Origin of the sequence: Mesorhizobium sp. M1E.F.Ca.ET.045.02.1.1 (genome assembly GCF_003952485.1) — a bacterium.
Lineage (GTDB): Bacteria > Pseudomonadota > Alphaproteobacteria > Rhizobiales > Rhizobiaceae > Mesorhizobium.
In genome coordinates this window covers 6,751,931-6,778,182 of the sequence record NZ_CP034447.1, presented here as the reverse complement: position 1 = coordinate 6,778,182, position 26,252 = coordinate 6,751,931, and the positions used below count along the sequence as shown (strand labels likewise).

Here is a 26,252-nt window from a genome sequence, read left to right as displayed (position 1 = left end):
CATGGGCAATACCGGCGTCATCGATCAGTTCCTGGCCACCTTCACCCGCTATATCGACAGTGGTTTCGGCCTGCTTGGCGGTGAGGTCGCCTTCGTGGCCACCACGCTGATTGTCATTGACGTGACGATCGCCGCGCTGTTCTGGAGCTGGGGCGCCGATAACGATATCCTCGCGCGGCTCGTCAAGAAGACGCTGTTTGTCGGCGTATTCGCCTACCTGATTTCGAACTGGAACAGTCTCGCCCAGATCGTCTTCGAAAGCTTTTCCGGTCTCGGTCTCAAGGCGAGCGGCACCGGCTTCTCCGTCCAGGATCTGCTGCGCCCCGGCAAGATTGCGCAGACCGGCCTCGACGCGGGACGACCATTGCTCGAGGCGATCTCGGGTTTGATGGGCTACGTGTCCTTCTTCGAAAACTTCATCCAGATCGCTTGCCTGCTCTTTGCCTGGGCGCTCGTCCTGCTCGCCTTCTTCATTCTTGCGGTGCAGCTCTTCGTGACGCTGATCGAATTCAAGCTGTCGACGCTGGCCGGCTTCGTGCTGATCCCTTTCGGCCTGTTCGGCAAGACAGCCTTCATGGCCGAACGCGTCCTCGGCAACGTCATCTCGTCTGGCATCAAGGTGCTTGTTCTTGCCGTCGTCATTGGCATCGGCTCGACGCTTTTTGGCGAATTCACCCAAGGTTTCGGCGGCGAAAACCCCACCATCGACCAAGCCATGGCGATCGTTCTGGCGGCGCTGTCGTTGCTTGGCCTCGGCATCTTCGGCCCCGGCATCGCCAACGGTCTGGTCTCCGGCGGACCACAGCTTGGCGCCGGCGCCGCCGTCGGCGCGAGCCTTGCCGCAGGTGGAGCCGCACTCGCAGCCGGCGGCGCTGGTGGCCTTGCGATGCGGCGCGGCGCGGCCGCTTTTTCAGGAGCAGCTTCGGCCGCGCGTAGCGGCTCGTTCCTCGCGGGTGGAGCATCGACTGCCTATGCGCTCGGCTCCGCCGGTCAGAGCGGCAGTGCGGGCGTCACCTCCGGACTGGGCGGCGCTGCAAGTGCCGGTTTGTCCGCAGCCGCTTCGCCGCTCAAGCGCGCTACCGCTCGGGCCACCCAATCGATGAAATCGAGCTTTGCTGCCGGCGCACATTCCGCCATTGAGAGCACTGGTGGTTCATCGACCATGGGAACGTTCGGAGGCGCCGCCAAGTCGGCCAACGACCCTTCGTTCCACCGCGCCGAGCAAGCAGGCGCCGCGGCGCAAAGCCCACCCGAGTGGGCCAAACGCTTGCAGCGTTCCCAGCGCCTGTCTCACAGCGTCCAGACCGCTGCGCACGCCGTTCGCTCCGGTGAGGCTCACGGCGGTGGCGCCTCGATCTCTCTTTCCGAAGGCAAATGAGCATGAACATCTTTCGAAGACCTGCCGTTCACTACGGCAAGACGCCTCAACCGGAAACGCCTTATCAAAAGGCAGCCCAGGTCTGGGACGAGCGCATCGGTTCGGCCCGCGTCCAGGCGAGGAACTGGCGCGCCATGGCCTTCGGATCGCTGATCCTGTCGGCCGGGCTGGCTGGCTCCCTTGCCTGGCAATCGGCCCAGAGCACGGTCGTGCCGTGGGTGGTTCAGGTCGATCCGACCGGACAAGCGCAGACTGTCGCGCCCGCGACGACGGACTATAAACCAACCGATCCGCAGATAGCTTGGCATCTTGCCCGCTTCATCGAGCAGGTCCGATCCATCCCAGCCGATCCGATCATCGTGCGCCAGAACTGGCTGCGCGCTTATGAATGGACCACCGACCAGGGCGCTGCTGCGCTCAACGACTATGCCCGCGCCAATGAACCTTTCTCCAAGGTCGGCAAGCAGCAGGTCGCGGTCGAGGTCTCCTCGGTCATCCGCGCCTCACCGGGTTCCTTCCGCGTCGCCTGGACCGAGCGTGATTACGAAAACGGCAAGCTCTCCGTCGCCGAGCACTGGACCGCCATCCTGACGATCGTCGTCCAGCCGCCGCGCGACGCCGAACGGCTGCGGGCCAATCCGCTCGGCATCTACGTCAACGCCATTAACTGGTCGCGGGAGATGGGTCAATGAACCAGGCATCGCATGTTGTCACTATTGCGACTTTTCGTGGATCCATGCTCGCCGCGCTTCTGCTTTCGGGGGCCGTGCTCGTTGCCTGTGCCACGCCCCAGAAGCCGCCGCAGATTGCCTACGATGCCTACGTTCCGCCGTTACCGGCCGCTCGCGCTCCCGTGACTGATGAGAAGCCGAAGCCGCTGCATGTTCCGCCCGGCTGGACCCCGGCGTTGGGTGGCGCTGCCGGCAACTCGCCGACGGCGCGCGTCGAAAATGCCAACGCGGCCGCCCGGATTCAACCGCGCCGCGAGGGGTATTTCAACGCCATCCAGATATATCCCTGGAGCGAGGGCGCGCTTTATCAGGTCTATGCTGCTCCCGGGCAGATAACGGACATCGCGCTCGAGCCGGGCGAGAACCTGACCGGCGAGGGCCCGATCGCGGCGGGCGACACCGCGCGCTGGATCATCGGCGATACCGAAAGCGGTTCAGGCGACACCCGGCGCATCCATGTGCTGGTCAAGCCCTCGCGCGCTGATGTCACCACCAATCTCGTCATCACGACCGACCGCCGCAGCTACATGATCGAGTTGCGGGCGGGTGAGAAGCCCTACATGCCGGCCGTAGCATGGGCATATCCGGTCCAGTCCGGCGGTCGGAGACAAGCCGTTCCTGGGACACCGATGGTCCCGGACGTCGCCTCGCGCAACTACCGCTATGGTCTCGCTGGTGATACTCCGCCCTGGAAGCCAGTCGCCGTCTATGACGATGGCCGACGCGTCTATGTCGAGTTTCCACGCGGAATCGTGCAGGGCGAGATGCCGCCGATCTTCGTGATTGGTTCAGACGGTGAAGCCGAGATCGCCAACGGCCGGACCTATCAAAACATCTTGATCATCGACCGCCTCTTCGGCGCGGCCGAACTGCGTCTCGGCAGCGGCAAACGACAACAGACCGTCAGGATCGTCCGCACCGATGGGACGCGGGCGAGCCGACCGTCGTGGATGCCAGGCTTGAGGCCAGCGTCGACACTCACGAACGCACCGAGGCAAAGGGGAGGGGGGCAGCCATGACCGAGAACGATACCGCCGCTGCTCCAATGCGACTTCGCGCCGAGCCGCCGCGAGTGACCCGCCTGTCGCGCAAGGTCCTTGCCGGCATCGGCTTCGTTGCGTCGCTCGGTGTTGGCGCAGCGCTGATCTATGCGCTTCAGACACGCGATACAGATACACGTAGCGAGGAACTTTATTCGACCTCCAATCGGCAGCCCGCCGATGGCCTTGCTAGCCTGCCACGCGACTATACGGGCCCAGTCCTCGGGCTGCCGTTGCCTGGCGACCTCGGCCGGCCGATGCTCGATGCCCAGAACAAAGGGCAGCCCGTTGTGCCGCCGACGATCGTGACAGCGACCGTCGACGAGGCGGAGCAGCGCCGACGCGCAGAGGAGGAGGCGGCCCGGACGTCGCGGGTCTTCTTCCAGATAGGGGCCATGACCGGAGCTGCGGCCGAACCGTCAGGCAACTTGGCAACACCGGTTTCCGGTCCGGACGCGACTGGCCAGACATCGCAGGATCGCCAGGTGGCATTCCTGAACGCCGCCGTCGAGCGGCGCACCGTGGCGCCAGACCGTGTCGTGCCCCCGGCATCGCCCTATGTCCTTCAGGCCGGAGCCGTCATCCCCGCCGCGCTGATAACCGGTATCCGTTCCGATCTTCCTGGCCAGGTCACCGCCCAGGTGACGGAGAATGTCTACGACACTCCCACCGGTCGGTCGCTTCTGATCCCGCAAGGCACCCGCGTCATTGGCCAGTACGACAATGGGGTCGGTTTCGGGCAACGCCGAGTGCTGCTTGTCTGGAACAGGCTTATCTTCCCGAACGGCCGCTCGATTGTTCTGGAGCGGCAGCCCGGCGCCGACGCACAGGGCTATGCCGGGCTCGAGGATGGTGTCGACTATCATTGGGGTGAATTGTTCAAGGCGGCCGCGCTTTCCACCATACTCAGTGTCGGGGCCGAGGCTGGCTCGTCCGGCCAGGAAAGCGACATCTTACGGGCCCTGCGCAGCGGCGCTTCCGACAGTGTTAGCCAGGTCGGTCAGCAGATCGTCCAGCGTCAGCTCGAAATAGCGCCGACGCTGACGATACGCCCGGGTTTTCCGGTGCGCGTCCTGGTCACGCGCGATCTCATGCTCGAACCCTATGGAGGATGAAAATGGCCAAGCTGAAGCTCGCGCCGATTGCCGACGACAAGCCGGTCAAAGTCTCTGTGGAATTGCCCGCACGCCTGCATCGCGACCTGACAAGATATGCCGAGATCCTTGGACGAGAAGCGGGGCAGCCGTCTGCTGATCCCCTACGCTTGATCGTACCTATGCTTGAGCGATTTATCGCCACAGATCGTGGCTTCGCGAAAGCTAAGCAGGAGCGCAAGTCTTAGTCTGGATCTGCTAGGAAGAACGATCAACGACGCGGGCACCAGCGTGCATCGGAAGAACAGTCGGCCCGCTCTGAGCTATGGGGTCAAAAGCCGCCAGCATGGCCTCGAGAGAGACCTCCAACACGTTGGAAAAGACCCTGCCTCTCTGCCAGACCGCGACATAGTGGTAAAGCGCCGATGGGTCGACCGGTCTTGCTTCCAACTCGAACGCTGAATACTCGCGCGCAATGATCTCGTTGGTGATGGATACGCCAAGACCGGCCGAAACAAATCCAACTTCGTAACCGTTGGAGTCGTATTCCACCATTATGTCCGGCTCGACACCAGCGAAGCGCAAGGCGTTGAAGTTCATTTGGTGCGATGCGAATTCAGGGTCAATATCAACGATCGTTTCGCCTGCCAGGTCGTTCGCTTCGACACAAGCCTGCTTTGAGAAGCGGTGCTTTGGATGAAAGATGCATACGTTGCGCGCCGAGCCGAGCGGCGCCCACTCAAACAGGCAAGGATCCAAAGGCAGCCGAGAGATGCCAAGGTCCGCTCGACCGGACAGGATGTGCTCGCCCACCTGGTGATAGTTTCCTGAAATTGATCGGACGCTCGAACCGGTCTTCGAATGGATTGTCGCGACGACCTTCGGCAAGGTCACGAAACCGAAGACCGCGGGTGCGGCGATCGCGATCTGTTGCCTCTCTTCGTTTTTCATCGCGAAGATCGACGCTTCCAGACGATCCAGGGACGTCAGCGCAAGATCGACATTGCGCAGGAGTTCCCACGCCTCTCGCGAAGGAAGGATGCGGTTGGTGGATCTCTCAAACAGCGCGATGCCGAGGAGCGCCTCAAGCTGTTTGATGTGTTGACTCACCGCAGGTTGGCTAATCCCAAGCGCGATAGCTGCTTGCCTCGTTGATCCGGCCCGCAGCACCGCGCGAAAGACCTGCAATTGTCGGAGCTTCAGGCCGCTCTGCAGCAACTCCATTTCCTTGATTGCCATCCCTGCTTTTTCTCAAGCCCTGCAGACTAGGACGAGCGTTTGTAGAGAATACTCCGTGGTGGAATACTCTTCAAGGCGGTGCTCTCGGATACATGGAGATCCGAGAGGTGTTTGCGCGAAACCTAAGAACCTTGCGGCAGGCCAAGGGCCTGTCACAGGAGGAACTTGCACACCAGGCGGGGCTCGATCGGACCTACATCAGTGCTTTGGAGCGAAATGTTTACAATGCGAGCATAGATGTCGTTGATCGGCTGGCTGAAGTGCTGGGTGTGGATGCAACAGAATTACTGAAACGGCCCAAAGCAGGTCTGAGAAGATCGAAGTCTGGACCAGACGAATAACCGGTAAAAGAGTGCTACCGGCGCAGGTCAACGTTATCTGAGCAGAATCAAAAACCGCTATTGCAATCCGTTCGCACTGACGATCGGCTCTGATTTTTCCTTAAGAGTCTTATCCCGTTCGACACGCCCAGGAAGCTGGCGAAGCGCGACGCGGCCTGAATCGGGCTGCAGTAAGGCGAATGCATCGCGCTTTCTACTGAGAAGGAAAGCGAAAGCTATAACCAATAGTTATCGAGAAATTTTTGAAAATTATAGATTGAGAAAAAATAGACAGCCGATAGGTTTAAGAAATTCCCTGAAGTCGTTTGCAGATGTCATAGGTTGGCATCGCAGTCGTAAACGATAAGCTGAATGTGTTCCGCTTGAAATGGCGCAATACATTACGAATCCACGAGCGGATTGGTGACTCAATGCATGGTTTTAGCGCTCAGTTTGCTGCCGCCTTCGTAGTCACCGTCGGCGTTGGTCTTGTCAGCGGATCCATCGGAACGGTATTCGGGCTTTTGTTGGCCATATTGAAGAGCTCTTCCGCTTCCCGTTTCAACGCTGCGGTGACAGCCTACACGACGGTCGTCCGCGGTGTTCCAGAACTCCTCATAATCCTGCTCATCTACTTCGGGGGAACAATCTTCGCCAGTCGGGTCGCCGGCAGGTATGTGGAAGTGAATGCTTTTAGCGCTGGGGTCATCGCGCTCACGGTCGTCTTCAGCGGTTATGCCACGGAAGTTTTCCGTGGAGCGATTGCGGCGGTGCCCGCGGGACAAACCGAGGCGGCGAAGTCGCTTGGGTTAAACGTCTGGCAGCAGTGGGCATTTGTCATTGGACCGCAGATGCTTCGGCTGGCATTGCCGGCCTACGGCAATCTTTGGATATCGCTCTTCAAGGATACCGCGCTGGTTTCGATCGTCGGCCTGACCGACATCATGCGTGTTGCCTTTGTCGGCGCTGGATCGTTGCGCGCGCCCTTGACCTTCTATCTTGCGGCGTGCGCCCTCTATCTGTCGCTTACGACGATCACGTTGCTGTCGATCCGGTTGGCGGAGCGGCGCTATCTCGCCCTGGGTCGATAGAGGAGGTAGCGATGAACCTCAGCTTGATGGTCGAGGCAATGATGGTCCTGCCATCAGGAATCGGCCTCACCGTGACCCTGACAGTTCTGTCGCTGACGGCGGGATTTCTGTTGTCGGTGCCGCTGGCCTTCGCCCGTGCGTTTGGCCGCCCCAGTCTTTCGCTAACGGTGCTAGCCTATACCTACGTCATTCGCGGGACGCCCATGCTCGTACAGCTCTTCCTGCTCTACTACGGTCTGGGCCAGATCGAAGCAGTGAGAACGAGCGTCTTTTGGGTGGTCCTGCGAGATCCATTTTGGTGCGCCCTGCTTGCGTTTTCACTGAACAGTGCCGCGCACACGACCGAAATCCTACGCCGTGGTCTCCAGTCCGTACCGAAAGGTGTCATCGAGGCTGCCGTAGCGCTTGGCCTGAAACGCATCCAGATCGCTCGCCTTGTGACCTTCCCGATTGCTTTAAGGATATCGCTTCCAGCTTACGGGAATGAAGTGGTGGGGATGATCAAAGGTTCGTCTCTGGCAAGCACCATAACCTTGCTCGAGATAACCGGCATGGCCCGACAGCTTGTCTCGTCCACGTTCGCACCTTACGAGATTTTTATTGTTGCGGGCGCGATCTATCTAACGCTCACGACGCTCGCCGTGAAGGCTACCCAGTTCCTGGAACGGCGGCTTTCGACAGACGACCATCCAAAGCAGCGACGCAAAGTGCGGTTCCGCTCGGCCTTGCCTAACCACGAGATCACGACGCCAGTGCCGTGACGTCGCAGCTTCAGGGCTGCCTTCCCACCGACTTCAACAAAAGAGGTGCCTTATGCGCATTCGCTTAGCTATTGCCGTTTCTATCGCCTGCTTGATTGCAGCATTCCCGGCCCAGGCCGAAACCAAGAAAACAATATCGATCGCCACCGAAGGTGCGTCGCCGCCATGGGATGGAACCGATGCGAACGGAAATCTCTATGGTTTCGATGTCGATGTCGGTCTCGAGCTGTGCAATCGCATGAAGATCAAATGCAGTTTTGTGGCGCAAGATTGGGACGGGATCATTCCAGCACTGCTCGTCGGCAAGTACGACGTTATCATGTCCGGCATGGCGATCACGGACAAGCGAAAGCAGCAGATCGCGTTCTCCAGCCCCTATGCCAGCGGCTTCAACCAATTTGTCGTGCGCAAGGAGCTTGGGCTCGACGCCGGCGACACCAAGGAAAAAGTCAACCTGTCGACCGTCGGGGACAAGGAGAAGGCAAGCATCGAGCGCATCAGATCGACCCTCAGCGGGAGAGCTATCGGTGTCCTTCGTTCATCGAATTCGGAGGCAGTCGTGAAGCAACTCCTCGGCGATGTCGTGACCATTCGCAGTTATGACAGCCTGGACAATCTGAAGCTCGATCTTGCTGCGGGACGCATCGATGGCGGCCTTGCCGACTATTTCACGTGGCGCGACTTCCTCGAAACCCCTGACGGCTCTGGTGCCGTCTTTTTCGGTCCGGAACTGAAGGGCGGTCTTTGGGGACCGGGCGTGGGCGCCGGGATGCGCAAGGACGATGCCGAGTTGCTCAACAAGTTCAACGCGGCGATCGACACGGCAACCAAGGACGGAACGATCAAAGCGCTGAGCCTGAAGTGGTTTAAGGCGGATATCGCTCCAGCTTTATAGGAATAGCCGATATCGAGCTGCGACTTCGACATGCGCCGGACGCGTGCGTCCCACCCTCACACCACAGAGCGAGTTTCATGAAAGACTCTTTTTGCGCGGTCGTAACCGGCCAGTCATTGATCACGCACGACATCCGTCATGTTCAAGCCCCGCTCTTCGCTGAGGTTGAACGCTTTCTGCAGCAAGGTGACGTTATCTTCACCAATTTCGAATCGACGATCCTCGGCCAATATGGCGGTTGGCCGACCAAGGGCAAATACTTTGGCTACTCCAAGCCCGAGGTGCTGGACGCCTTGCAAGACATCGGCTTCAACGCGCTTGCCTTGGCAAACAACCACGCGTTCGATCTCGGCCCTTGTGGCATCCAGTCTACACTAGACGAAGTAGAGGTGCGCGGCTTCTTGCATGCCGGGATCGGGATCGACGAGACCGATGCCGCGAAACTCGGTCGGCGCCATCTGGGCTATCGTCATGTCTCTCTGCTTGCGGTCGATGCCGGTCCTGGCCCGGCCAATATGTATGCCGAAAACCACAATACTGTCCGTCCGGCTCGCCCTGGCGTCAACCGGCTCAAGACCGTTCGGAGGATCGGAGTGCCGGACGGCCATTTCAGGAGACTTGCAAGACTTGGCGGCCACCTACAAAGCTCGGACCTTGAACTGACCAATTATGCGCAACCGGAGGATCCGCCGGACGTGGCGAGCGCAAATGAGATCAATTTCTACGGCACGGTTTTCACCCAGGCAGCTGATTTCGGTCGTATGATCGAGATCGATCCGAAAAGCGCGGAAACGCATTTGTCCGCCATCCGGCGGGCAGCCTCGCAAGGCGACTTCGTCATCGCTTATCTGCATCACCACCATTGGGAGCCGGATTGGCAGGCCGTGCCGCGTTGGGTGCAGACCTTTGCCCGGATGTGCGTCGACGCCGGCGCAGATCTCCTCGTCAGCCACGGCGCCCCCGTGCTTCAGGCACTAGAAATCTACAACGGCTCGCCAATCTTTTATGGGCTCGGGAATTTTCTCTTCCACGTGCATCCAGGCGAGAACGAATGGGATCCGCCAGAAGTCTGGCAAAGCATTGTCGCTGCATGCCGCTACGATGCGAGCGGAAACCTCGAACGAATAGACCTTTTGCCCGTCGTCCTCGGCGAGGAAGATCGCTTGTCCAAATCTACCACGCACAGATTGGTTCCCGTCCCAGCCGCCGGACACGTGGCACGGGATATTCTCGAGGGGTTCGCAAGCCGCTCGCGGGCCTTCCGAACCGGGATCGCAATTTCCGGATTCTCCGGCAGCGTCATTGTGCCGCCTGCGCGCAAATTCGGCTGACGATCGACACAAAACCCAGAGCCGACTGCGACGCTTTTCTATGCGAGAATGACCGGGTGGAGCACTGAAAGCATTGTTGAAAGCGAAACGCTCAAACCGTTTCCAGGCAGCGCCAACGATCGGGCGTCAGCCTCACCCCGCCGATCTTCACGTCGGCAGGCAGATAGCGATGGTTCGCGTGCAGTCGGACGTATCGCAAGGTCAGCTTGCTCGATCGATAGGCATCAGCTTTCAACAGCTCCAAAAATACGAGAATGCAAGGAATCGCGTGAGTGCGTCCATGATCTACGAGATTGGCAGGTCGCTGGGCGTCCCCGTCAGCCGCTTCTTCGAAGGCCTTCCGCAGAATGACGAGATCGGCCGTCAGGCTTCACATCTGCCGGTCGATGAGCGCATTGAATTCATTGCCAGCGCAGAAGGTCGCCACCTGATCGAGCGACTTATTCAGCTACCTCCGCGGGTGCGAGCCCGTGTTTCTGCACTGATCGCCGCAATCGGAGAAGAATTGACCCTCCCTCGATACGATGAAGGACAAGAAGACGGCCGGCGAACTGGCGCCGGTTGAAACAAGCTGGCTTGACGGCCGGTTTGGGACATGGGTTCGAACACGCCGGTCCCCATGCGTTTTGCGCCTAACGTCGGCCGTAGCGATCAGCCTCGTCTAGCTGCGAGCGCGCCTGATCCCGACCAACCAGATCGTTCTCGCACAATTACCGCACACTGCCGTGCAGCGTCCGCGCGAACATGATGCCGCGCGACCGTCGCAATTCCGCGCGCTTGACTGCATGCAGAAGCTGCAGGATCGGAAACCCTTCGTCGAAGTAAACGTGCAACAGGTCTGGCTTCAGCTCGTCGAACCGCGCTCTCGCTTCTTCGGGTGGAAATCGCTCGTCGATCGCATAGCAACGCACCCCAGCACCGTGCGCTCACCTGTTGGCACCGGATCTGTGGCTTCCAGAGATAAGTACTGTCACCGGAAAGATGAATCTTGTGACCGCTTCAGCGCCCTTCAAAAGGTAGGACATCTCTGAACGACGCAAAGAAATGCCCGCTCGGTTAGGATTGTGACTCATCCGCGTTGCCGACATGCAACAGTTCAAGTCAAACTGATCGCAATGCTTTCTCTCTCCGGCTTGCAAAAGATTGACGCTGGCCGAAGCCGTACCTAGGCTCTCAATAGCCGGGATTAGTTTGGATATCTGCCTAGTATCTTCAAAGTTGAGGACGCAGCATGGTTGCGCTCGGCAGTGGCGAAGCCGCAGGCGAGCCGGAGCCGGCCGGAGGTGGACCGGTGGAGGGCGCGCCAGCTCCCAGCTATTCGATGTCGGCCGGGCTGGTGGCACGGCTGAGGGCGTTAGATGTTGCCCTCGCAGCTACCTCTTACCAGTCAAGTTTGATCTACCTTATCGGCCGCAATCCGAAGACGGCTGGGCTCAACGTCGACCAAACGCCGATCGTGCGGCCGATGGGACTGGCCCAAACATCCGACGGGGGCTTGATGCTCGCGGCGGGTTTTCATCTGGTGCGCTTTGTCAACACGCTGGAACCACACCAGCGCGCCAACGGGATCTTCGATGCCTGCTACGTGCCGCGCACCGTGCACATCACTGGCGAACTCGACGCCCATGATATCGGGGTCGACGTGGCCGGCCGGCCTGTTTTCGTCAACACCCGCTTCAACTGCCTTGCCACACTGTCGAGCCACCACAGCTTCGAGGAAGTGTGGCGACCGCCCTTCATCTCGGCGCTGGTGGATGAGGACCGCTGCCATCTGAACGGGCTGGCGATGCATGACGGCGGGCCGGCCTACGCGACGTCCATCAGCCGATCCAACACTATCGACGGGTGGCGCGATCGGCGCGCCGACGGGGGCGTCGTGATCGATGTCAGGACCGGCATGGTCGTGTGTGAAGGCCTCTCCATGCCACATTCGCCGCGTCTTCACCGCGGCGCGCTGTGGCTGCTCAATTCCGGCACGGGCGAGCTCGGCTTCGTGGAACTGCCGAACAACGGAGGTATGGGCTGCTTCCAGCCGGTGGCGTTCTGCCCGGGGTTCCTGCGCGGCCTGGCATTTTGCGGCCGCTATGCCTTCGTCGGGCTTTCCAAGCCGCGCTACAAGCGTTTCGAGGGGCTGGCGCTGGATGCCCGCCTGGCGGCCGCCGATTCGGAGCCGTGGTGCGGCATACAAGTCATCGACCTAGAAAAGGGAAACTGCGTCGACTGGTTCCGCATCGACGGTCAGGTGGCTGAACTCTACGACCTCGCCGTGATGCCCGGCGTCGCCTGCCCGATGGCGGTGAGCCCAGGTTCCCCCGAGGCCGCGGTCGTCGTCAGCCATGTGCCAAGCGGCGAGCGATCGCATTTGCCACCGAACGATTCAGTTGCTGAGGCTGTCGTGCTTGGCTCGGCGACCGAATGATCACGGCTGCCACGAGAGGGACTAATATGAGGCAGGGGGCCATACGGGGAGTGAGGAACGCGCCGGGCCTCGGCCTGCGTAGCCGCCTGGTGCTTGGCACCGCGCTCGCGACGAGCGCGTTCGTCGGCGGCTATCGCGGCTATCTGCGCCGCGCCTTCGCGGACTGCGCCGGCGCCGGCGGCACCTACACCTGCAGCGGCGTGACGACGCAGACGCAGACACTGCCGGTCTCGCCGCCCCCCGGTGTGCTCACCGTGACGACAGACCCTGGCTTCAGCATCGACACGACCGGTACCGGCGGCAACGCCTTCACTCTGACCGGCAATGGTGGACTGGCGTTCACTGACTACAACCTGTCCACCATCACCGGCTACCTCAATGGCATCAGCGCCGATAACTCCGGTAGCGGCGCACTGTCGATCACCGTCACCGGCACAGTGACGGGGACGAATCTGACGGCTCCCTACACCGACGGCATCGGCATCATCGCCCGTAACTTTGGCACCGACCTGACGATCAACGCGGTGGATGTCAGCGGTGTGGGAGACGGCATTACCGCCCGCAACTATGGTAGCGGCGCGCTATCGATCAACGCCACCGGCGCCGTGACAAGCGCGGGCTATACCGGCATTTACGCTCTCAACGAAGCTGGCACCGGTCTGACGGTCAAGGCTGTGGATGTGAGCGGTGAGGTCGGCATCACTGCCCGCAACTATGGGACCGATGCACTGTCGATCACCACCACCGGGACAGTGACGGGGACGGACACTACCGGCATCTATGCCAGGAATAGCGGAACCGACCTGACGATCAACGCCGCGGACGTCACCGGTGCAGTTGTCGGCATCACCGCCCGTCAATACGGCAGCGGCGCGCTTTCGATAACGACGACCGGCACGGTAACGGGAACCGCCGGAGTCGGCATCTTCGCCACCGACGAGGCCGGCACCGATCTGAACATCAACGCGGCTGCCGTGACCGGTGCGGACTACGGCATCTACGCCGTGCAGCATGGCACCGGCGCGCTGTCGATCACTGCTACTGGAACTGTGACCGGGACGAATATCGCCGGCATCTACGCAAAAAACTATGGCACCGATCTAACAATTAACGCGGCCGATGTGAACGGGTCCGCCGGCATCGTCGCGCGTCAAAGCGCCAGCGGGGCATTGTCGATCACCGCTACCGGCACAGTGACGGGCAATGGCGGCGCCGGAATTGTCGCTAACAACGAATCGGAAGCCGCCAGTTCGGCCACCACAGTGAACGTGGCAAGCGGCGCGACGGTGAACGGGACCACTGCCGGCGTCGCACTCGTCTCCGACAGCGGCCGTACAGCGAGCGTGGTGAATGCTGGTTCGATCCAGGGTGCGACGGGTATCATCGCGAGCACGGCTGGCCCGGTCACGATAACGAATACAGGCTCCATTACCGGCACTGGCGGCACCGCAATTGATCTTACCGGCACGAGCGGCGCCAACACCGTGAATCAGCAAGGGGGCGTCATCAGCGGCAATGTGAGCGGGGGTGGTGGCGGCGATGCCATCAGCGTCAGTGGCGGCACCATCACCGGCAATGTCACCGGCGGCGGGGGTGCCGATAGGGTCACCGTATCGCGCGGCACAATCGCGGGAGGCATCGACGCTGAATCGGTGACCCTGACAGGCGGCACGATCGGCGGCGACATCACAGGCCTTGGTCCCGATACGTTGATCATCAACGGCTCGGCCGTGCCGCTGGTGCTGCGCAACGGCATCGTCTTCAGCGGCACGAATGCCAACGCCTTCATCACCAACGAGGATCTGGCGCAAGGCGGAGCGTTCACCCAAGTCTTCACTGGCTTCGCCAGTGTCACGTCTGACAACTCGACGCTCGGCTTCGGCACCGGCGCGATCGGGATCGGAACGCTGACGCTGGTAAACGGCTCGATGCTCTACATCAACGGCAACGTCAACATGCCGGGCGGCACGGCCAATGTGACCGGCTCCACGATCCAGATGATCGATGGCGCCACCGATGACGTCTTCACGCTCGGCGGGATCGCGCTCAATGGCGCCACTCTCGGCTTCGACGTGAACCAGCAGACCTTGCAGGCGGACCAGATCGTCGCTGGAACCTTCTCGGCGCTGGGCACCAACACGATCCTGGTCAATATTCTGGGCGCCCCGCAATTCTCACAGCCGACGCAAATCCAGATCATCCAGACAGGCAGCCCCATCACCGGGAATTTCGTGATTGTGGGCGTGCCCGGCACACAGAGCGCGCTCTTCAACTATCAACTGATCTTCGGACCAGGCGGCGGACTGTTCGTCGTGGCGACACCCGACAATGTCGGGGTTGCCCTTGCAGCGCAGAACGCCGTCGATGTCGGGGCCACGAACGTCATGATCGACGCGCTCTACGGCATCAACAACGATGCGATCATGCATGATCTCGGACTTGCGAATGGCGCTGCAGTCGCGAGCCTCTCGGATACGCTGGACGTCTTTGCATCCGGCCAGTTCGCGCATACCGAGCATGACGGGTTCGATGTCAATTTCGGTGGCATCAACGGCGTCGGCCCAAGCTTCGGCCTCGACGAGTTCTCGGCCGCGATCAGCCTCGATTTCAACGCGGCCAAGGCATTCGACTTCGACAAGCAGTATGGGCTGAATCTCGGCATATTCGGCGGCTATGCGTCGGCCGACGTCGATATCGGCGGGTTCCAGACCTTCACCTCCAGCGGCGAGGCTAAGAACCGTAGCGGCATGTTCGGCGCTTATGGGCTGTTCCGCCAGAACCTCACCTATGCGCTGGTCTCGGCGATCGCCTTCCTCGGCCAGACCGACATCACCAACGACATCCTCGGCACCACCGGAGACTACGACACCGAAGGCTACGGCGTGACGGCCTCGGCCGGCCACATCTTCGTGCTGGACGACAAACTTCGCTTCGACCTGCGCGGCGGCATTCTTGGCGTGACCTTCACGGGCGGCGATTACACCGACAGCGGCGGCAACCAGTTCGGCGAAAGCCGCATCTCGTTCGGCGCGCTGAAGCTGGAGCCGGGCATCTATGCCGACTACCCGCTGGAAAACGGCATGACGCTCAGCCCTTATGCCCGTATCGAACTGCAGCAGCGCTTCGGCTATTCCAACAAGGCAAGCATCGACGGCGGCGAGGTGAATTTCGACGATGCGGATTTCTCCGCCGCGGCCTATGGCGGCTTCAACCTGAAAATGTCCGAGCGCTCGACACTCTCCAGCGAAATCCGTGGCAAGTGGTCGGCCGACAGCACCACGATTGCCGGAAAGCTTGGGCTCAAAGTGGCTTTCTGAGGTTCGCCGAGACTACCGCGACTCGCGATCGGACCTTCTGCCCCGATGAGATCTACCGCAACGGGGGCGAGGCCTTCATCGAGCTCCCATGACTCACCTTTGTCGAGCGCCCAAACGAAAAGCGACGGAATCCCCGTTCCGCGCGGGTGCGGCCGGAGGAAGAAGCGCACAGGGAGAATTCTCTGACTACAGCAATGGCGCTTCTGCATCACGATGACAGTCGATCCAATGCAGATAGCGGTGTCCGGGACGATGAATGGCTCGATTTGACGTCCAAAGCGGCCAAACTGCCTAACGAGATTCCGCTGTGCTATGCTTGATCAACTGGCGGACAGAGCAGAGGGGCGGCAGTGACGCATATATGCCTCATCACTACGGGCGGCACGATCGCTTCCAAGCAACTGGAGGGGGCGGGACGGGTCGATGCCGCGATCGCCGGCGCTCGATTGCTGGAGGACTCGCGCTTCGAAGCATTGCCCGGTGAGATTAAGGTCGACGAATTCATAAATATTGTCAGCTGCGCGATGACGCTTCCGCTGGCTTTCTCTCTGGCCCGGCGCATCAATGAACGGCTTTCCGATGATGAATGCCGCGGGGTTGTGGTAACCCACGGCACCGACACGATGGAGGAGAGCGCCTATCTCGCCGACCTTTTGCTGGCCAGCGACAAACCTGTGGTGTTTACCGGAGCGCAAAGACGCGCCGACGATGCAAATCCCGACGGACCCCAGAATCTGCATGAAGCCATCGACCTTGTGGCTTCGACGGTGACCCAGGGGCTCGGCGTGGTGGTCTATTTCGATCAAAGATTCCATGCGGCCAGAGATGTTACGAAGGCCCACACGTCTCGCCTCGATGCCTTGGTATCGCTAAACGCAGGTCCGCTCGGTGACTTTGATCGCGGTGCCTACACGCTTTCGCGTAGGCCACCGGCCCGTCGCAGATACCAAGTCGAGTTGATCGAAACACGGGTCGATCTTCTCCGGATGGTGCAGGGCGCTGATGACAGGCTCATTCGGTTCTGTGCGGCGAGCGGCGCCAAGGCGATCGTGCTGGAGGGGTTCGGCCGTGGCAATGCCACGCCGAGTGTAGCGCAAGCCGTCCGCGAAATCAGCGCGACCGGGATACCAATTCTCATTGCCTCGCGGTGTCACCAGGGCCGCGTTGCTGCGATCTACGGCAATGGTGGCGGCAAAGACCTCGAGGAGGCCGGATGCCTGTTCGGGGGCGACCTAGCAGGTCCGAAACTCCGCTTGTTGGCGAGCGTCTTGTTAGGCGCGGGAATGACACGACAAATGATGGCGAAGGAAGTCGCTCTGGCGTGAGCCCTTCGCGCGTCAGGCAACCCGCGTGCTTTGGGAGAGATGAATGAGTTTAGTCAACGGACCATTGGCTCTCGTCGCGTCGCGGCTTCGTCTGGACGGACTGCGCATCCTCGACATCGGCTGCGGTAAGGGCGGGTTTGCGAAGGAGCTTGCCACCGCCGGTTCACACGTGATCGGCATCGATCCGGAGGCGTCGGCGATAAGTGCCGCCGCTTTGGCAACCAGCGGGGCAACGTTTCAAGTCGCTTCCGCCGAAGCTCTTCCTTTCCAGGACGGCTCTTTCGACGCAGTCACGATGATCAATTCGCTCCACCATGTCCCCGCGGCTCTCATGTCAGCTGCGCTCCGGGAGGCCGCTCGTGTGCTCTCCATCGAAGGATTGCTGTTCATCATAGAGCCACTGACGACGGGGAATTTCTTCGAAGCGCTGAAACCGGTGGAGGACGAGACGGAGGTACGACTTGCTGCTCAAGCAGCCGTGGCGGAGGAGGTCGAGTTCGGTCACCTCAGGCTATTGCAATCCCTCACTTACAATCGAACGGAGACCTTCTCAGATGCAACACAGCTCTTCGATCGCATGATTGCCGTCGATCCTAACCGTGCCGGAACGGTCAAGAGACTTGGCGATACGCTGGTCGATCACGTGGTTAGTGTCGGGCGACGAACTTCTGATGGCAGGATGGCGTACGACCAGCCTATCAAAGCCGATGTTCTCGCAAAGCCGTCGACGTGACGGCCGGAGAGCTGAACCGGTGGCCGCTTCTGGGGCGCATAGCGGCCGCCTGATATTGGCGCGTCGAACTTCTGCTCGCCACCCGAGTCGAGGTCGGGCGCGGCTCATCCGATGCCACCTGCCCGGTGATCGCCCTGCAAACCTGGCTGAAGCTGGCGAGGATTGGCCATGGACCGTTGTTTCGCCACGTCACCGGCCACGGCAAAAAAGTCGGCGCCGAGCGGCTCAACGATCAAGGGGTCGCCCGCCTGGTCAAACGCACCGCGCTGGCGGCCGGCGGCGCAGGTATGCGTTGGGGCGAAATGGGACTACCACCGCGACCATTTTTAGGCGCGAATTCCGAGGTCGGCGAAAATTGTTGAAACCCGGGCTGCTACCTTTGCCAGCGCGTCGATTCCCGAGATCTCGCCATACACCGAGACTGCCACCGAAAGTCCCGAGCGGCGCGGGCCAGCGGCCGGGATGGCCATGCCGATCCCGCCTTCGTTCGGGAAAAAGCAGCCGAAATCGCATGAGTAGCCGTTCGCCCGGGTGTCCTCCACCATTCTGCTTACGATTTCCGCCGACATCGGGCGCAGGGCTGGATAGGCCGCATAGCGTGCGGAATTGTCGCGAATGACCGCACGGCGGCTCTCGGAAGGCATGTCGGCAAGAATTGCAAGACTGCCGGCGGCGATGCCGAGCGGGACACGGCCCCCCGCGCCGCCGGTCAACGAGCGGATCGGCGCGTTCGACACCAATTCCAGGCAAAGAGCGTCCAGCCCCGCTTCGACCATGAGGAAAGTCGCGTAGCCGGTGTCAGCGACGATCGCATAGAGTGCCGGCCTCACCAGCTCCAGCTTTTCGTCAAGCGTCGTGCGACGCAGCGCCAGGCCGTGGATGGCCGGTCCAAGCCGGTAGCTGCCGTGCCGAGCGCCGGGCTCGACGAAGCCTCGTGTCGAAAGAGCAGCCAGCGAGCGATGCACCGTGGAGCGCGGCTCGCCTACCCGTTCGCTAAGTGCCTTCAGGCCGAGACCGGCCGTCCCGGCTTCGCCAAGCAGGAGCAGGATGTCGGCGGCACGGGCCGCGTTTGCCGAAATCTGTGCCATCGCGGCTATTTTCTAACTATCGGAACAGAAATTGCAAACGAGTACTGATTATCGGAAAACATTTGCCAAGAGCCCGCGCCCCTGTCTAATTTTTTGCGTAGACGCGAGAGGGACGGCCAATGCCTGCGGAAAGCCATGACGTCATCGTGATCGGCGCGGGCATAAGTGGAGCCTCAACGGCGCTGGACCTCGCACGGCGAGAGGTGGATGTCCTGATCGTTGATCGCTTCGGTCCCGCGGCCATGGCCTCGGGCTGGACGCTCGCCGGGGTTCGTCAGTCGGGCCGTCATCCGGCGGAACTGCCTTTGGCCCGCAGCGCCGTCGAAATCTGGGCTTCGATGGACCAGGAGCTCGAAGCCGACACGTTCTATCGCCGTACCGGGAACCTGCGCTGCGCACGAAGCGAGGCGGAGGTAAACACCATCCTTGATCTGGTGAAGCAGCAGCAGGCAGCCGGCCTCGACATCGTCCTCCTGAGCGGGCGTGAGGTACAGAAGCTGGCCCCCGCCGTCAGCGATAAGGTTATCGTCGCCTCCTACTGCGCGAGCGACGGACAGGCCGACCCCGTGGCGACGACGAACGCCATCGTCGAGGCCGCCAAGAGAGCCGGCGCTAAGACGCTGTTTGGCGAGCGTGTGCTGAGCCTCGATCGCGATGCCTCGGGCGCGGTCATCGGCGTCACCACCGACAAGCGTAGGCTGGCGGCGGGCAAGGTCGTGCTGTGCGCCGGAATCTACGGCAACGAACTCATCAATCCGCTCGACCTCAATGTCCCGATGGAAGTGCAGATGGTGACGATGATGAACTCGGCGCCCACCGAACGCATCATCGAGCAGGTCATCGGAACCGCCAACGCTACCGGCAGCGGCCGGCAGGAGCCCGACGGCAAATTCCGCTGCGGCGGTGGTCATGAGGCCTGGAACGGTGACATCGTCGTCGAAGACGGGATGCCTCGGGTCCGTCCTTCGGTGAGGAACCTGCTTTGGGCGATGGAGAACTTCTGTGATCTCGTGCCTGCCTTTCGCCAGGCGCGCATAGAGCGGTTCTGGGCTGGCCTGATCGATCAGACGCCGGACGCGCTGCCGGTTCTGGACGAGCCCGGCGGCACCCCCAATCTCGTCATCGCATTCGGGTTCTCAGGCCATGGCTTCTGTCTCGGCCCGGTCACCGGGCGGATACTGGCAGCGCTCGCCAGCGGCGAAGAACCCGGATACGACCTTTCGCCTTTCCGCCTCTCGCGCTTCAATTCCTGGGCCGGCGAAGCGGCGCCATTGAGCCTGCACGGCTGACGGAAGGTGGCAGATGAGCGAGGCTTATGATTTCATCGTCATCGGTGCCGGCATCAGCGGCAGCGCCACGGCCTATCAACTGGCACGGCAAGGACACAAGGTGGTCATCATCGACCGTTTCGCGCCGGCGGCCATGGCGTCGGGCTGGACGCTCGCCGGCGTGCGGCAGTCCGGCCGTCATCCAGCCGAGCTGCCGCTCGCCAAGGCGGCGGTGGAACTCTGGGCAACGCTCGACGAGGAACTCGGCGCTTCCACGCAGTATACGCGCAAGGGAAACGTGCGGCTGGCGCGCAACGAAGAGGAATACGCGCAAATCAGGCGCATGGTCGAGGAGCAGAGCGCCGACGGGCTGGATCTGTCGTTCCTGTCGGACAACGCCGCCCTTCGAACGATCGCGCCAGCCCTCTCGCCGGCAGTACTTGGCGCATCCTTCTGCCCGTCAGACGGGCACGCGGATCCGCATGCCACGGTCGCCGCCTTCGTCGCCGCCGCCGAACGGGCGGGCGCGGTCTTCCGTAACCATGAACGCGTGAGAGCCATTCGCGTAAAAGGCGACCGCGTCACGGGTGTAGTCACGGACAAGAACAACTATTCGGCCCCGCGCGTTATCCTTGCCGCCGGCCTGTTCGGATCCGAATTGCTTGTTCCGCTCGGGATCGACGTTCCCATCGACGCGCGCATGGTAACGGTCATCCGTTCCGTTCCGGTTGAACGGGTGCTCGATCAAGTCATCGGCGTCGCCACCGGCAACTGGGCCGGACGGCAGGAAGTGAACGGCCGCTTTCGGGTCACCAGCGGCGGTCAGGCGTGGCACAAGAGGATGGATGTAAAGGACGGTGTACGCGACCCGCGCCCCACCATCCATCCGCCTATGGCCACGCTCGGCGAGGTTGTCGCTGAGATGGAGCGTCTGCTGCCGGGCACGACCATGCATTCCGTGGAGGAGATCTGGGCCGGGCTGATCGACATGACGCCCGATGCTCTGCCGGTCATCGACACGGCTCCCGAAATCGAGGGGCTGGTCATCGGAATGGGCTTTTCCGGGCACGGTTTCTGCCTCGGGCCGATCACCGGCCAGATCCTTTGTGCGCTGGCGCTCGCAGACAAGCCAGGCTTCGATCTCTCGGCGTTTGCAGCGACCCGCTTCAACACACGCTCGAACCCGCCACAGGAGGCGATGACGCTGCATGGCTGAACAGGCAAGGCACCAGGGCCGCATCGCATGATCGCCTTCGCGCTCAAACGGCTGGGCTTCGCGGCCATCACGCTCTTTCTCGTGCTGACCTGCGTATTCATCCTGGTGCGCGTCATACCCGGCGACCCGGCGCAGGTGATCGTCGGCGAACAGGCCAGCCAGTCAGCGATCGACGCGGTCCGCGTCAAATTGGGGCTCGATCAGCCCATCCTCGTCCAATACGTGCGGTTCATCGGGCAGATCCTTGCAGGTAACCTCGGTGAGTCGATGATCACGCATCGGCCGGTGACCGAGGAGATCGCCGTCGTCCTGCCCTACACCGCTGAATTGACAGTCGCCTCGCTGGTCCTGGGCCTGATCCTCGGGGTACCGGCTGGCGTTCTGGCATCGGTATGGCGCAACCGCTTTCCCGACTATCTCATGCGTTTGGTGTCGTTGATCGGCCTGTCGGCGCCTGCCTTCGTGACGGCCATCGTGCTGATGATCGCCTTCGCCATTCGCTTGCGCTGGTTCCCGGTTATCAGTGCGGGCGGCGGCTCCAATTTCGTCGACCACTTGCGAAACATGGCGCTGCCTACGCTGTCGCTGGCGCTCATCATGATGGCCTACATCACACGGGTCACGCGCTCGGCCATGCTCGAAGTGCTCAACCAGGACTTTGTCCGCACAGCTCGCGCCAAAGGCGCGCCGCGCATGGTGGTCATATGGCGCCACGCCCTCGGCAACTGCCTGATCCCGATCACCACCGTGGTGGGCCTCTATCTCGGCATCCTCATCGGCAATTCCGTTCTGACCGAAATCGTCTTCAACCGACCCGGCCTCGGCAAGCTGATCCTGAACGCGCTCACCCAACGCGACTACACGCTGCTGCAGGGCCTGATCGTCATCTACACGCTGCTCGTGGTCCTGGTGAACCTGCTCACGGACCTGACCTACGGCTTCCTCGATCCGCGGGTGCAGTACAAATGAGCGCCTCGACCTCATCGCCGGCGCGTCGCCGCGCCATCCGCTTGCCGCGCTGGATCAACGGTCCCGTCGTCGTCGGCGGACTGATGCTGCTCACGCTCGTCCTTGCCGCGATCGCGGCACCGCTTTTTGCGCCGTACGATCCGGTCAAGCAAGACATCCTGGCCCAGCTCGCTCCCCCGAGCCACGACCATTTCCTGGGTGCCGACTATTTCGGCCGGGACATCCTGTCCCGCCTCATCTACGGCGCCCGCTATTCGCTGACGATCGGAATCCTCTCTATCGTCATCGCGGTGATCGTCGGAAGCCTGATCGGTATGGTCGCGGGCAATTTCGGCGGCAAGACGGACATCGTCCTCATGCAGGCGATGGATGTCGTGCTTGCTTTCCCTTCGCTTATCCTTGGCCTCACGCTGGTCGCCATGCTCGGGGCGACGATGACCAACATCATCATCGCCATCGCCTTCACGGCCATTCCGGCGTTCGCGCGAATCGCCCGCGGCGCCGTGATCTCACTTCGCGACCGCGAGTTCGTGCAGGCATCGAGAGCGCTCGGCCTGTCGAACCGCTGGATCCTGTTCCGGCATATCCTGCCGAACATCCTTCCCGAAATCCTCGTCATGGCATCGCTTTGGATGGCGACGGCCGTACGAACGGAGGCATCGCTCGCCTTCATCGGCCTCGGCATCGCGCCGCCGGCGCCGACCTGGGGCGGGATGGTGCGCGAGGGTTTCGACAATATCTTGAACTCCATCCATCTGGCGCTCTGGCCGTCGGTCGCCATCCTCATCCTGGTGCTCGCCTTCAACCTCATCGGCGACGGCCTGCGCGATGCGATCGATCCGCGTCTGCGGATGGCGCAGGAGGAGAATGCGGAATGACGGCCGCCGCGGACACGAGGCCGTCGAAGCCAAGGGCAAGGCCGGGGGAAGGCGCGCCGGTGATGGTCGTGGAAAACCTCACCGTCGCCTTCGGTTCCAGCCGGGCCGTCAATCCGATGTCCTACGCCATCCATGCCGGCCGTACGCTGGCGGTGGTTGGCGAATCCGGATCGGGAAAGAGCGTCTCTGCGCTCGCAATGATGGGGCTGCTGCCGCCGACCGCGAAGGTTTCGGGAAGGATACTATTCGAAGGCCAGGACCTTCTGCAGGCGCCCGAGAGCAGGATGCAGCGCATCCGGGGCGGCCGCATCTCGATGATCTTCCAGGAGCCGATGACCAGCCTCAACCCTGTGCAACGGGTCGGCGATCAGATCGCCGAGGCGGTCCGCTATCATCGCGGCCTTAAGGGCGCGGACGCAAAGCACGAGGTGTTGCGCCTGATGGAGCGGGTGGGCATCCTGGATGCCGAACGGCGCATGAGGGCCTATCCGCACACCTTCTCCGGCGGCATGCGCCAACGCGTCATGATCGCGATGGCGCTGGCCTCGAACCCCGCGCTTCTCATCGCCGACGAGCCGACGACCGCGCTCGACGTCACGATCCAGGCGCAGATCCTCGAACTCATCCAGGAGATACAGCGCGAAACCGGGGTCGCTGTCGTGTTTATCACACATGACATGGGCGTGGTCGCCGAAATCGCCGACGAAGTCCTCGTGATGCGCAACGGGGACCTCGTTGAACGTGGCGCGGTGCTCGACATCTTCGACCGCTCGCGGGCCGAGTACACGCAAAGCCTTATCGCGGCGGTCCCGCAACTGGCAGCCGGCGGCAGCGGCAAGCTCAATCCCCTGCCGGCGCCGACGGACAGGGAGGTGCTGCGCCTGAGCGGGCTTACGGTACGCTTCCCGATCCGCAGCGGATTGCTTGCCCGCCGCTCCGGGGTCGTGCACGCGGTCGAAGACGTGTCGCTGGCGATCTCGTCGGGCGAGACGCTCGGCCTCGTTGGCGAATCCGGCTCCGGTAAGTCGACCATCGGCCGCGCGATCATCAACCTCGAGGAGATCCATTCCGGGCAGGTGCTGCTTGCCGGCCAGGCCATCGACTATCGCTCTCAAAGGGGGCTCCTGGCGCTGCGCCGCGAGGTCCAGATGATCTTCCAGGATCCCTACGGCTCGCTCGACAGTCGGCAGACGGTGGGTGACGCGATCATGGAGCCGATGATCTTCCACGAGCTCGCCCGGCCCGAACAAGCGCGCGAGCGCATGAAGGGACTGCTGGAGCGGGTCGGATTGAGCCCCCGGCACGCAGAGCGCCTGCCACACGAATTCTCGGGCGGCCAACGCCAGCGCATCTGCATCGCGCGCGCCCTGGCCATGGAGCCGCGGCTGATCATCGCGGACGAGGCCGTCTCTGCCCTGGACGTCACCGTCAAGGCGCAGATCATCGAGCTGATGATCGGGCTGCAGGAGGAGTTCGGCCTTTCCTATCTGTTCATCAGTCATGACATCGCAGTGATCGAGCGCACCTGCCATCGCGTCGCGGTCATGCATTTCGGTGAAATCGTCGAGGTCGGCCCGCGCGAAGCCGTGATCGGCCATCCCGCCCACAGCTATACGCGACGGCTGCTTTCAGCCGTGCCGGTGGCGCATCCATCGAAGCGCGGGTTGCGCAAGCGCCTGTTGGACGACGGCAAGAAAGCCTCGCCCGTGCGCTCGCTTGGTTATGAACCCCCCAAAGCCAGCTGGCGCACGCTCGGCGAGGGGCATCTGGTGCGGGAGGAGGAGCAATGAGTTCGCGAGCAACCGAATACGTGACGATGACGCTCGGCCGCTTCGCTGCTGAGATCCCCTCGAACCGGTTGCCGTCCGAAGTTCGAAGTCGTGCCACCCTCATGATCCTGGACGCCTTGGCGTCCGCCGCGGGCGGCGTCGAGACGGCGCTCGCGGTGTCGGCTCGTGAGGCCGCCGCCTCGCTCTTTGCAGGCAAGGCAGCCAGTGCCTGGTATGCGGGAAAATCCTTGTCACGGGTCGGTGCCGCCTATTCCAATGCCGCGGCGACCAGCGCCCTCGACATCGATGACGGCCACAGAGGCGCCGCTGGCCATGCCGGCGGCGCGGTCGTCCCCGCCGCGCTGGCCATGGCCGAGGACCAGGATTTCACAGGCGAGGAAATCCTCGATGCCGTGGCCATCGGCTACGACGTGGCGTTGCGGATCGCCGCCAGCCGCAAAGCCGAGCGCATCGATCACTACAACAGCGGAACATGGGCCGCCTACGGCGCCGCCGCCTCGGCCGGACGGCTCCTTCGCCTCGATGCGGCCAGGATGGCGCAGGCTTTGGCGATCGCCGGCGCGGAGGCTCCCGTCAGCCTGCCGACCGGCGCATCCATGCGCATGGGTAGTACCGTCAAGGAAGGCCTCGCCTGGGCGGCGGTGACCGGCCTCGCCGCTGCCGAAAGGGCACGGGCCGGCTCCACCGGTCCCGACGATCTCCTCGATCGCGGCGATGTCTACGATGCCGAAGCGATGGTGGCGGATCTCGGACGGAGGTGGGAGATCATGCAGACCTACCTGAAGCCCTATGCCTGCTGCCGCTATATTCACTCTGCGATCGATGCCATCGCGGAAATGCGCCGTCCGGGCGCTGAGGTTCGCGCCCTGACGGTCGAAATATTTCCCGCCGGGCTGAATCTGCAGAATCAGCCCACGCCGCATAGTCTAGAGGCGGCGCAATATTCCTATCCGTTCTGCTGCGCGCTGGCCGCGCTGCAGGGGCCTGACGCGTTCCGGCCGATGCGCCCGTCCGCCCTTTTCGACCAGCGCGTGCTGGAGCTGGCGGGCAGGATTGACCTGCGCGTCGCGACGGATTTCGCTGACGCCTTCCCCGCGCGCACGCCGGCGCGGGTGACGCTGGACCAGGGCGCGGGACCAGGCACGCTCACCGTCCATCATCCACGTGGCGACGTGGCCAATCCCATGTCGCGCGAAGAGATCGAAGACAAGTTCCGCGTCCTTGCGGAAGGAATCCTGCCGGCGGCGGCGATCGCGAACGTGATCGCCGCCGTCGACGGGCTGGCGCGCGATGGAGCTATGCCGCTTTACGCAGCACTGTCCCGTCGAACGTCGCTCAACCCGCCCGAACTGGCGATAGCAAACTGAAG

Annotated in this window: 23 protein-coding genes and 1 pseudogene; 22 read left to right on the top strand and 2 right to left on the bottom strand. The window is 62.2% G+C overall.

Features of this window, described 5'->3' with window-relative positions:
- Window position 1 precedes the first annotated feature (1 nt).
- Genes trbL through EJ070_RS33235 form a run of 5 tightly spaced genes read left to right on the top strand, consistent with a single transcriptional unit; the run spans window position 2 to window position 4,491 of the window.
- Window positions 2–1,378, top strand: a complete 1,377-nt coding sequence (gene trbL, locus EJ070_RS33255; RefSeq protein WP_126095118.1) for a P-type conjugative transfer protein TrbL — start codon at window positions 2–4, stop codon at window positions 1,376–1,378.
- A 2-nt stretch (window positions 1,379–1,380) separates the two neighbouring features.
- Window positions 1,381–2,070: a conjugal transfer protein TrbF gene (gene trbF, locus EJ070_RS33250; RefSeq protein WP_126095117.1), complete on the top strand. Its 690-nt coding sequence runs from the start codon at window positions 1,381–1,383 to the stop codon at window positions 2,068–2,070.
- Window positions 2,067–3,128, top strand: a complete 1,062-nt coding sequence (gene trbG / locus EJ070_RS33245; RefSeq protein WP_126095116.1) for a P-type conjugative transfer protein TrbG — start codon at window positions 2,067–2,069, stop codon at window positions 3,126–3,128. The genes trbF and trbG overlap by 4 nt, the downstream gene beginning before the upstream one ends.
- Window positions 3,125–4,264, top strand: a complete 1,140-nt coding sequence (locus EJ070_RS33240) for a TrbI/VirB10 family protein (protein WP_126095115.1) — start codon at window positions 3,125–3,127, stop codon at window positions 4,262–4,264. Before trbG ends, EJ070_RS33240 begins: the two co-directional genes overlap by 4 nt.
- A gap of 2 nt (window positions 4,265–4,266) precedes the next feature.
- Complete coding sequence (locus EJ070_RS33235) at window positions 4,267–4,491, top strand: DUF2274 domain-containing protein (protein WP_126095114.1); 225 nt, start codon at window positions 4,267–4,269, stop codon at window positions 4,489–4,491.
- Between the two features lie 10 nt (window positions 4,492–4,501).
- On the opposite strand, the gene EJ070_RS33230 is transcribed toward EJ070_RS33235, so the two are convergent.
- Window positions 4,502–5,467, bottom strand: a complete 966-nt coding sequence (locus tag EJ070_RS33230) for a LysR family transcriptional regulator (RefSeq protein ID WP_126096014.1) — start codon at window positions 5,465–5,467, stop codon at window positions 4,502–4,504.
- A 107-nt stretch (window positions 5,468–5,574) separates the two neighbouring features.
- Between EJ070_RS33230 and EJ070_RS33225 the strand changes: the two genes are divergently transcribed.
- The 11 genes and pseudogenes from EJ070_RS33225 to EJ070_RS33175 form a co-directional block, all read left to right on the top strand.
- Window positions 5,575–5,823: a helix-turn-helix transcriptional regulator gene (locus EJ070_RS33225; protein ID WP_126095113.1), complete on the top strand. Its 249-nt coding sequence runs from the start codon at window positions 5,575–5,577 to the stop codon at window positions 5,821–5,823.
- A gap of 410 nt (window positions 5,824–6,233) precedes the next feature.
- A complete protein-coding gene (locus EJ070_RS33220; protein ID WP_126096013.1) occupies window positions 6,234–6,893 on the top strand; it encodes an ABC transporter permease subunit in 660 nt (219 codons plus the stop codon).
- An 11-nt stretch (window positions 6,894–6,904) separates the two neighbouring features.
- A complete protein-coding gene (locus EJ070_RS33215; RefSeq protein WP_126095112.1) occupies window positions 6,905–7,654 on the top strand; it encodes an ABC transporter permease in 750 nt (249 codons plus the stop codon).
- Between the two features lie 52 nt (window positions 7,655–7,706).
- Entirely contained in the window at window positions 7,707–8,549 is an 843-nt protein-coding gene (locus tag EJ070_RS33210; RefSeq protein ID WP_126095111.1) for a transporter substrate-binding domain-containing protein, read from the top strand.
- Window positions 8,550–8,626: 77 nt separating this feature from the next.
- The gene (locus EJ070_RS33205) at window positions 8,627–9,880 is read left to right on the top strand and encodes a CapA family protein (RefSeq protein WP_126095110.1); all 1,254 of its coding nucleotides are present in this window, start codon (window positions 8,627–8,629) and stop codon (window positions 9,878–9,880) included.
- A 76-nt stretch (window positions 9,881–9,956) separates the two neighbouring features.
- A complete protein-coding gene (locus EJ070_RS33200; protein ID WP_245464755.1) occupies window positions 9,957–10,445 on the top strand; it encodes a helix-turn-helix transcriptional regulator in 489 nt (162 codons plus the stop codon).
- 666 nt (window positions 10,446–11,111) lie between these two features.
- Entirely contained in the window at window positions 11,112–12,299 is a 1,188-nt protein-coding gene (locus EJ070_RS33195; protein ID WP_210211963.1) for a TIGR03032 family protein, read from the top strand.
- A 50-nt stretch (window positions 12,300–12,349) separates the two neighbouring features.
- The gene (locus tag EJ070_RS33190) at window positions 12,350–15,616 is read left to right on the top strand and encodes an autotransporter (protein ID WP_126095109.1); all 3,267 of its coding nucleotides are present in this window, start codon (window positions 12,350–12,352) and stop codon (window positions 15,614–15,616) included.
- 350 nt (window positions 15,617–15,966) lie between these two features.
- Window positions 15,967–16,941 (top strand): asparaginase, encoded by a 975-nt coding sequence (locus EJ070_RS33185; RefSeq protein ID WP_126095108.1) that lies wholly within the window; start codon window positions 15,967–15,969, stop codon window positions 16,939–16,941.
- A gap of 43 nt (window positions 16,942–16,984) precedes the next feature.
- Window positions 16,985–17,674, top strand: a complete 690-nt coding sequence (locus EJ070_RS33180; protein ID WP_126095107.1) for a class I SAM-dependent methyltransferase — start codon at window positions 16,985–16,987, stop codon at window positions 17,672–17,674.
- Window positions 17,675–17,760: 86 nt separating this feature from the next.
- Window positions 17,761–17,952 (top strand): annotated as a pseudogene (locus tag EJ070_RS33175) (integrase); the annotation flags it as partial.
- A 48-nt stretch (window positions 17,953–18,000) separates the two neighbouring features.
- Here EJ070_RS33175 and EJ070_RS33170 read toward each other — a convergent pair.
- Window positions 18,001–18,762, bottom strand: a complete 762-nt coding sequence (locus EJ070_RS33170; protein ID WP_126095106.1) for a helix-turn-helix domain-containing protein — start codon at window positions 18,760–18,762, stop codon at window positions 18,001–18,003.
- Window positions 18,763–18,908: 146 nt separating this feature from the next.
- On the opposite strand from EJ070_RS33170, the gene EJ070_RS33165 reads away from it, so the two are divergent.
- From EJ070_RS33165 to EJ070_RS33140, 6 genes are all read left to right on the top strand, one after another.
- A complete protein-coding gene (locus EJ070_RS33165) occupies window positions 18,909–20,051 on the top strand; it encodes an FAD-binding oxidoreductase (protein WP_189350222.1) in 1,143 nt (380 codons plus the stop codon).
- 13 nt (window positions 20,052–20,064) lie between these two features.
- Window positions 20,065–21,246 carry an FAD-binding oxidoreductase gene (locus EJ070_RS33160; RefSeq protein WP_126095104.1) on the top strand — a complete coding sequence of 394 codons (1,182 nt, stop codon included), beginning with the start codon at window positions 20,065–20,067 and terminating at the stop codon, window positions 21,244–21,246.
- Between the two features lie 27 nt (window positions 21,247–21,273).
- Window positions 21,274–22,215 carry an ABC transporter permease gene (locus EJ070_RS33155; protein WP_126095103.1) on the top strand — a complete coding sequence of 314 codons (942 nt, stop codon included), beginning with the start codon at window positions 21,274–21,276 and terminating at the stop codon, window positions 22,213–22,215.
- Entirely contained in the window at window positions 22,212–23,093 is an 882-nt protein-coding gene (locus tag EJ070_RS33150; protein WP_126095102.1) for an ABC transporter permease, read from the top strand. The genes EJ070_RS33155 and EJ070_RS33150 overlap by 4 nt, the downstream gene beginning before the upstream one ends.
- A gap of 62 nt (window positions 23,094–23,155) precedes the next feature.
- Entirely contained in the window at window positions 23,156–24,883 is a 1,728-nt protein-coding gene (locus EJ070_RS33145) for an ABC transporter ATP-binding protein (RefSeq protein ID WP_245464978.1), read from the top strand.
- Entirely contained in the window at window positions 24,880–26,250 is a 1,371-nt protein-coding gene (locus EJ070_RS33140) for an MmgE/PrpD family protein (protein ID WP_245464754.1), read from the top strand. Before EJ070_RS33145 ends, EJ070_RS33140 begins: the two co-directional genes overlap by 4 nt.
- The last annotated feature ends 2 nt before the right edge of the window (window positions 26,251–26,252 follow it).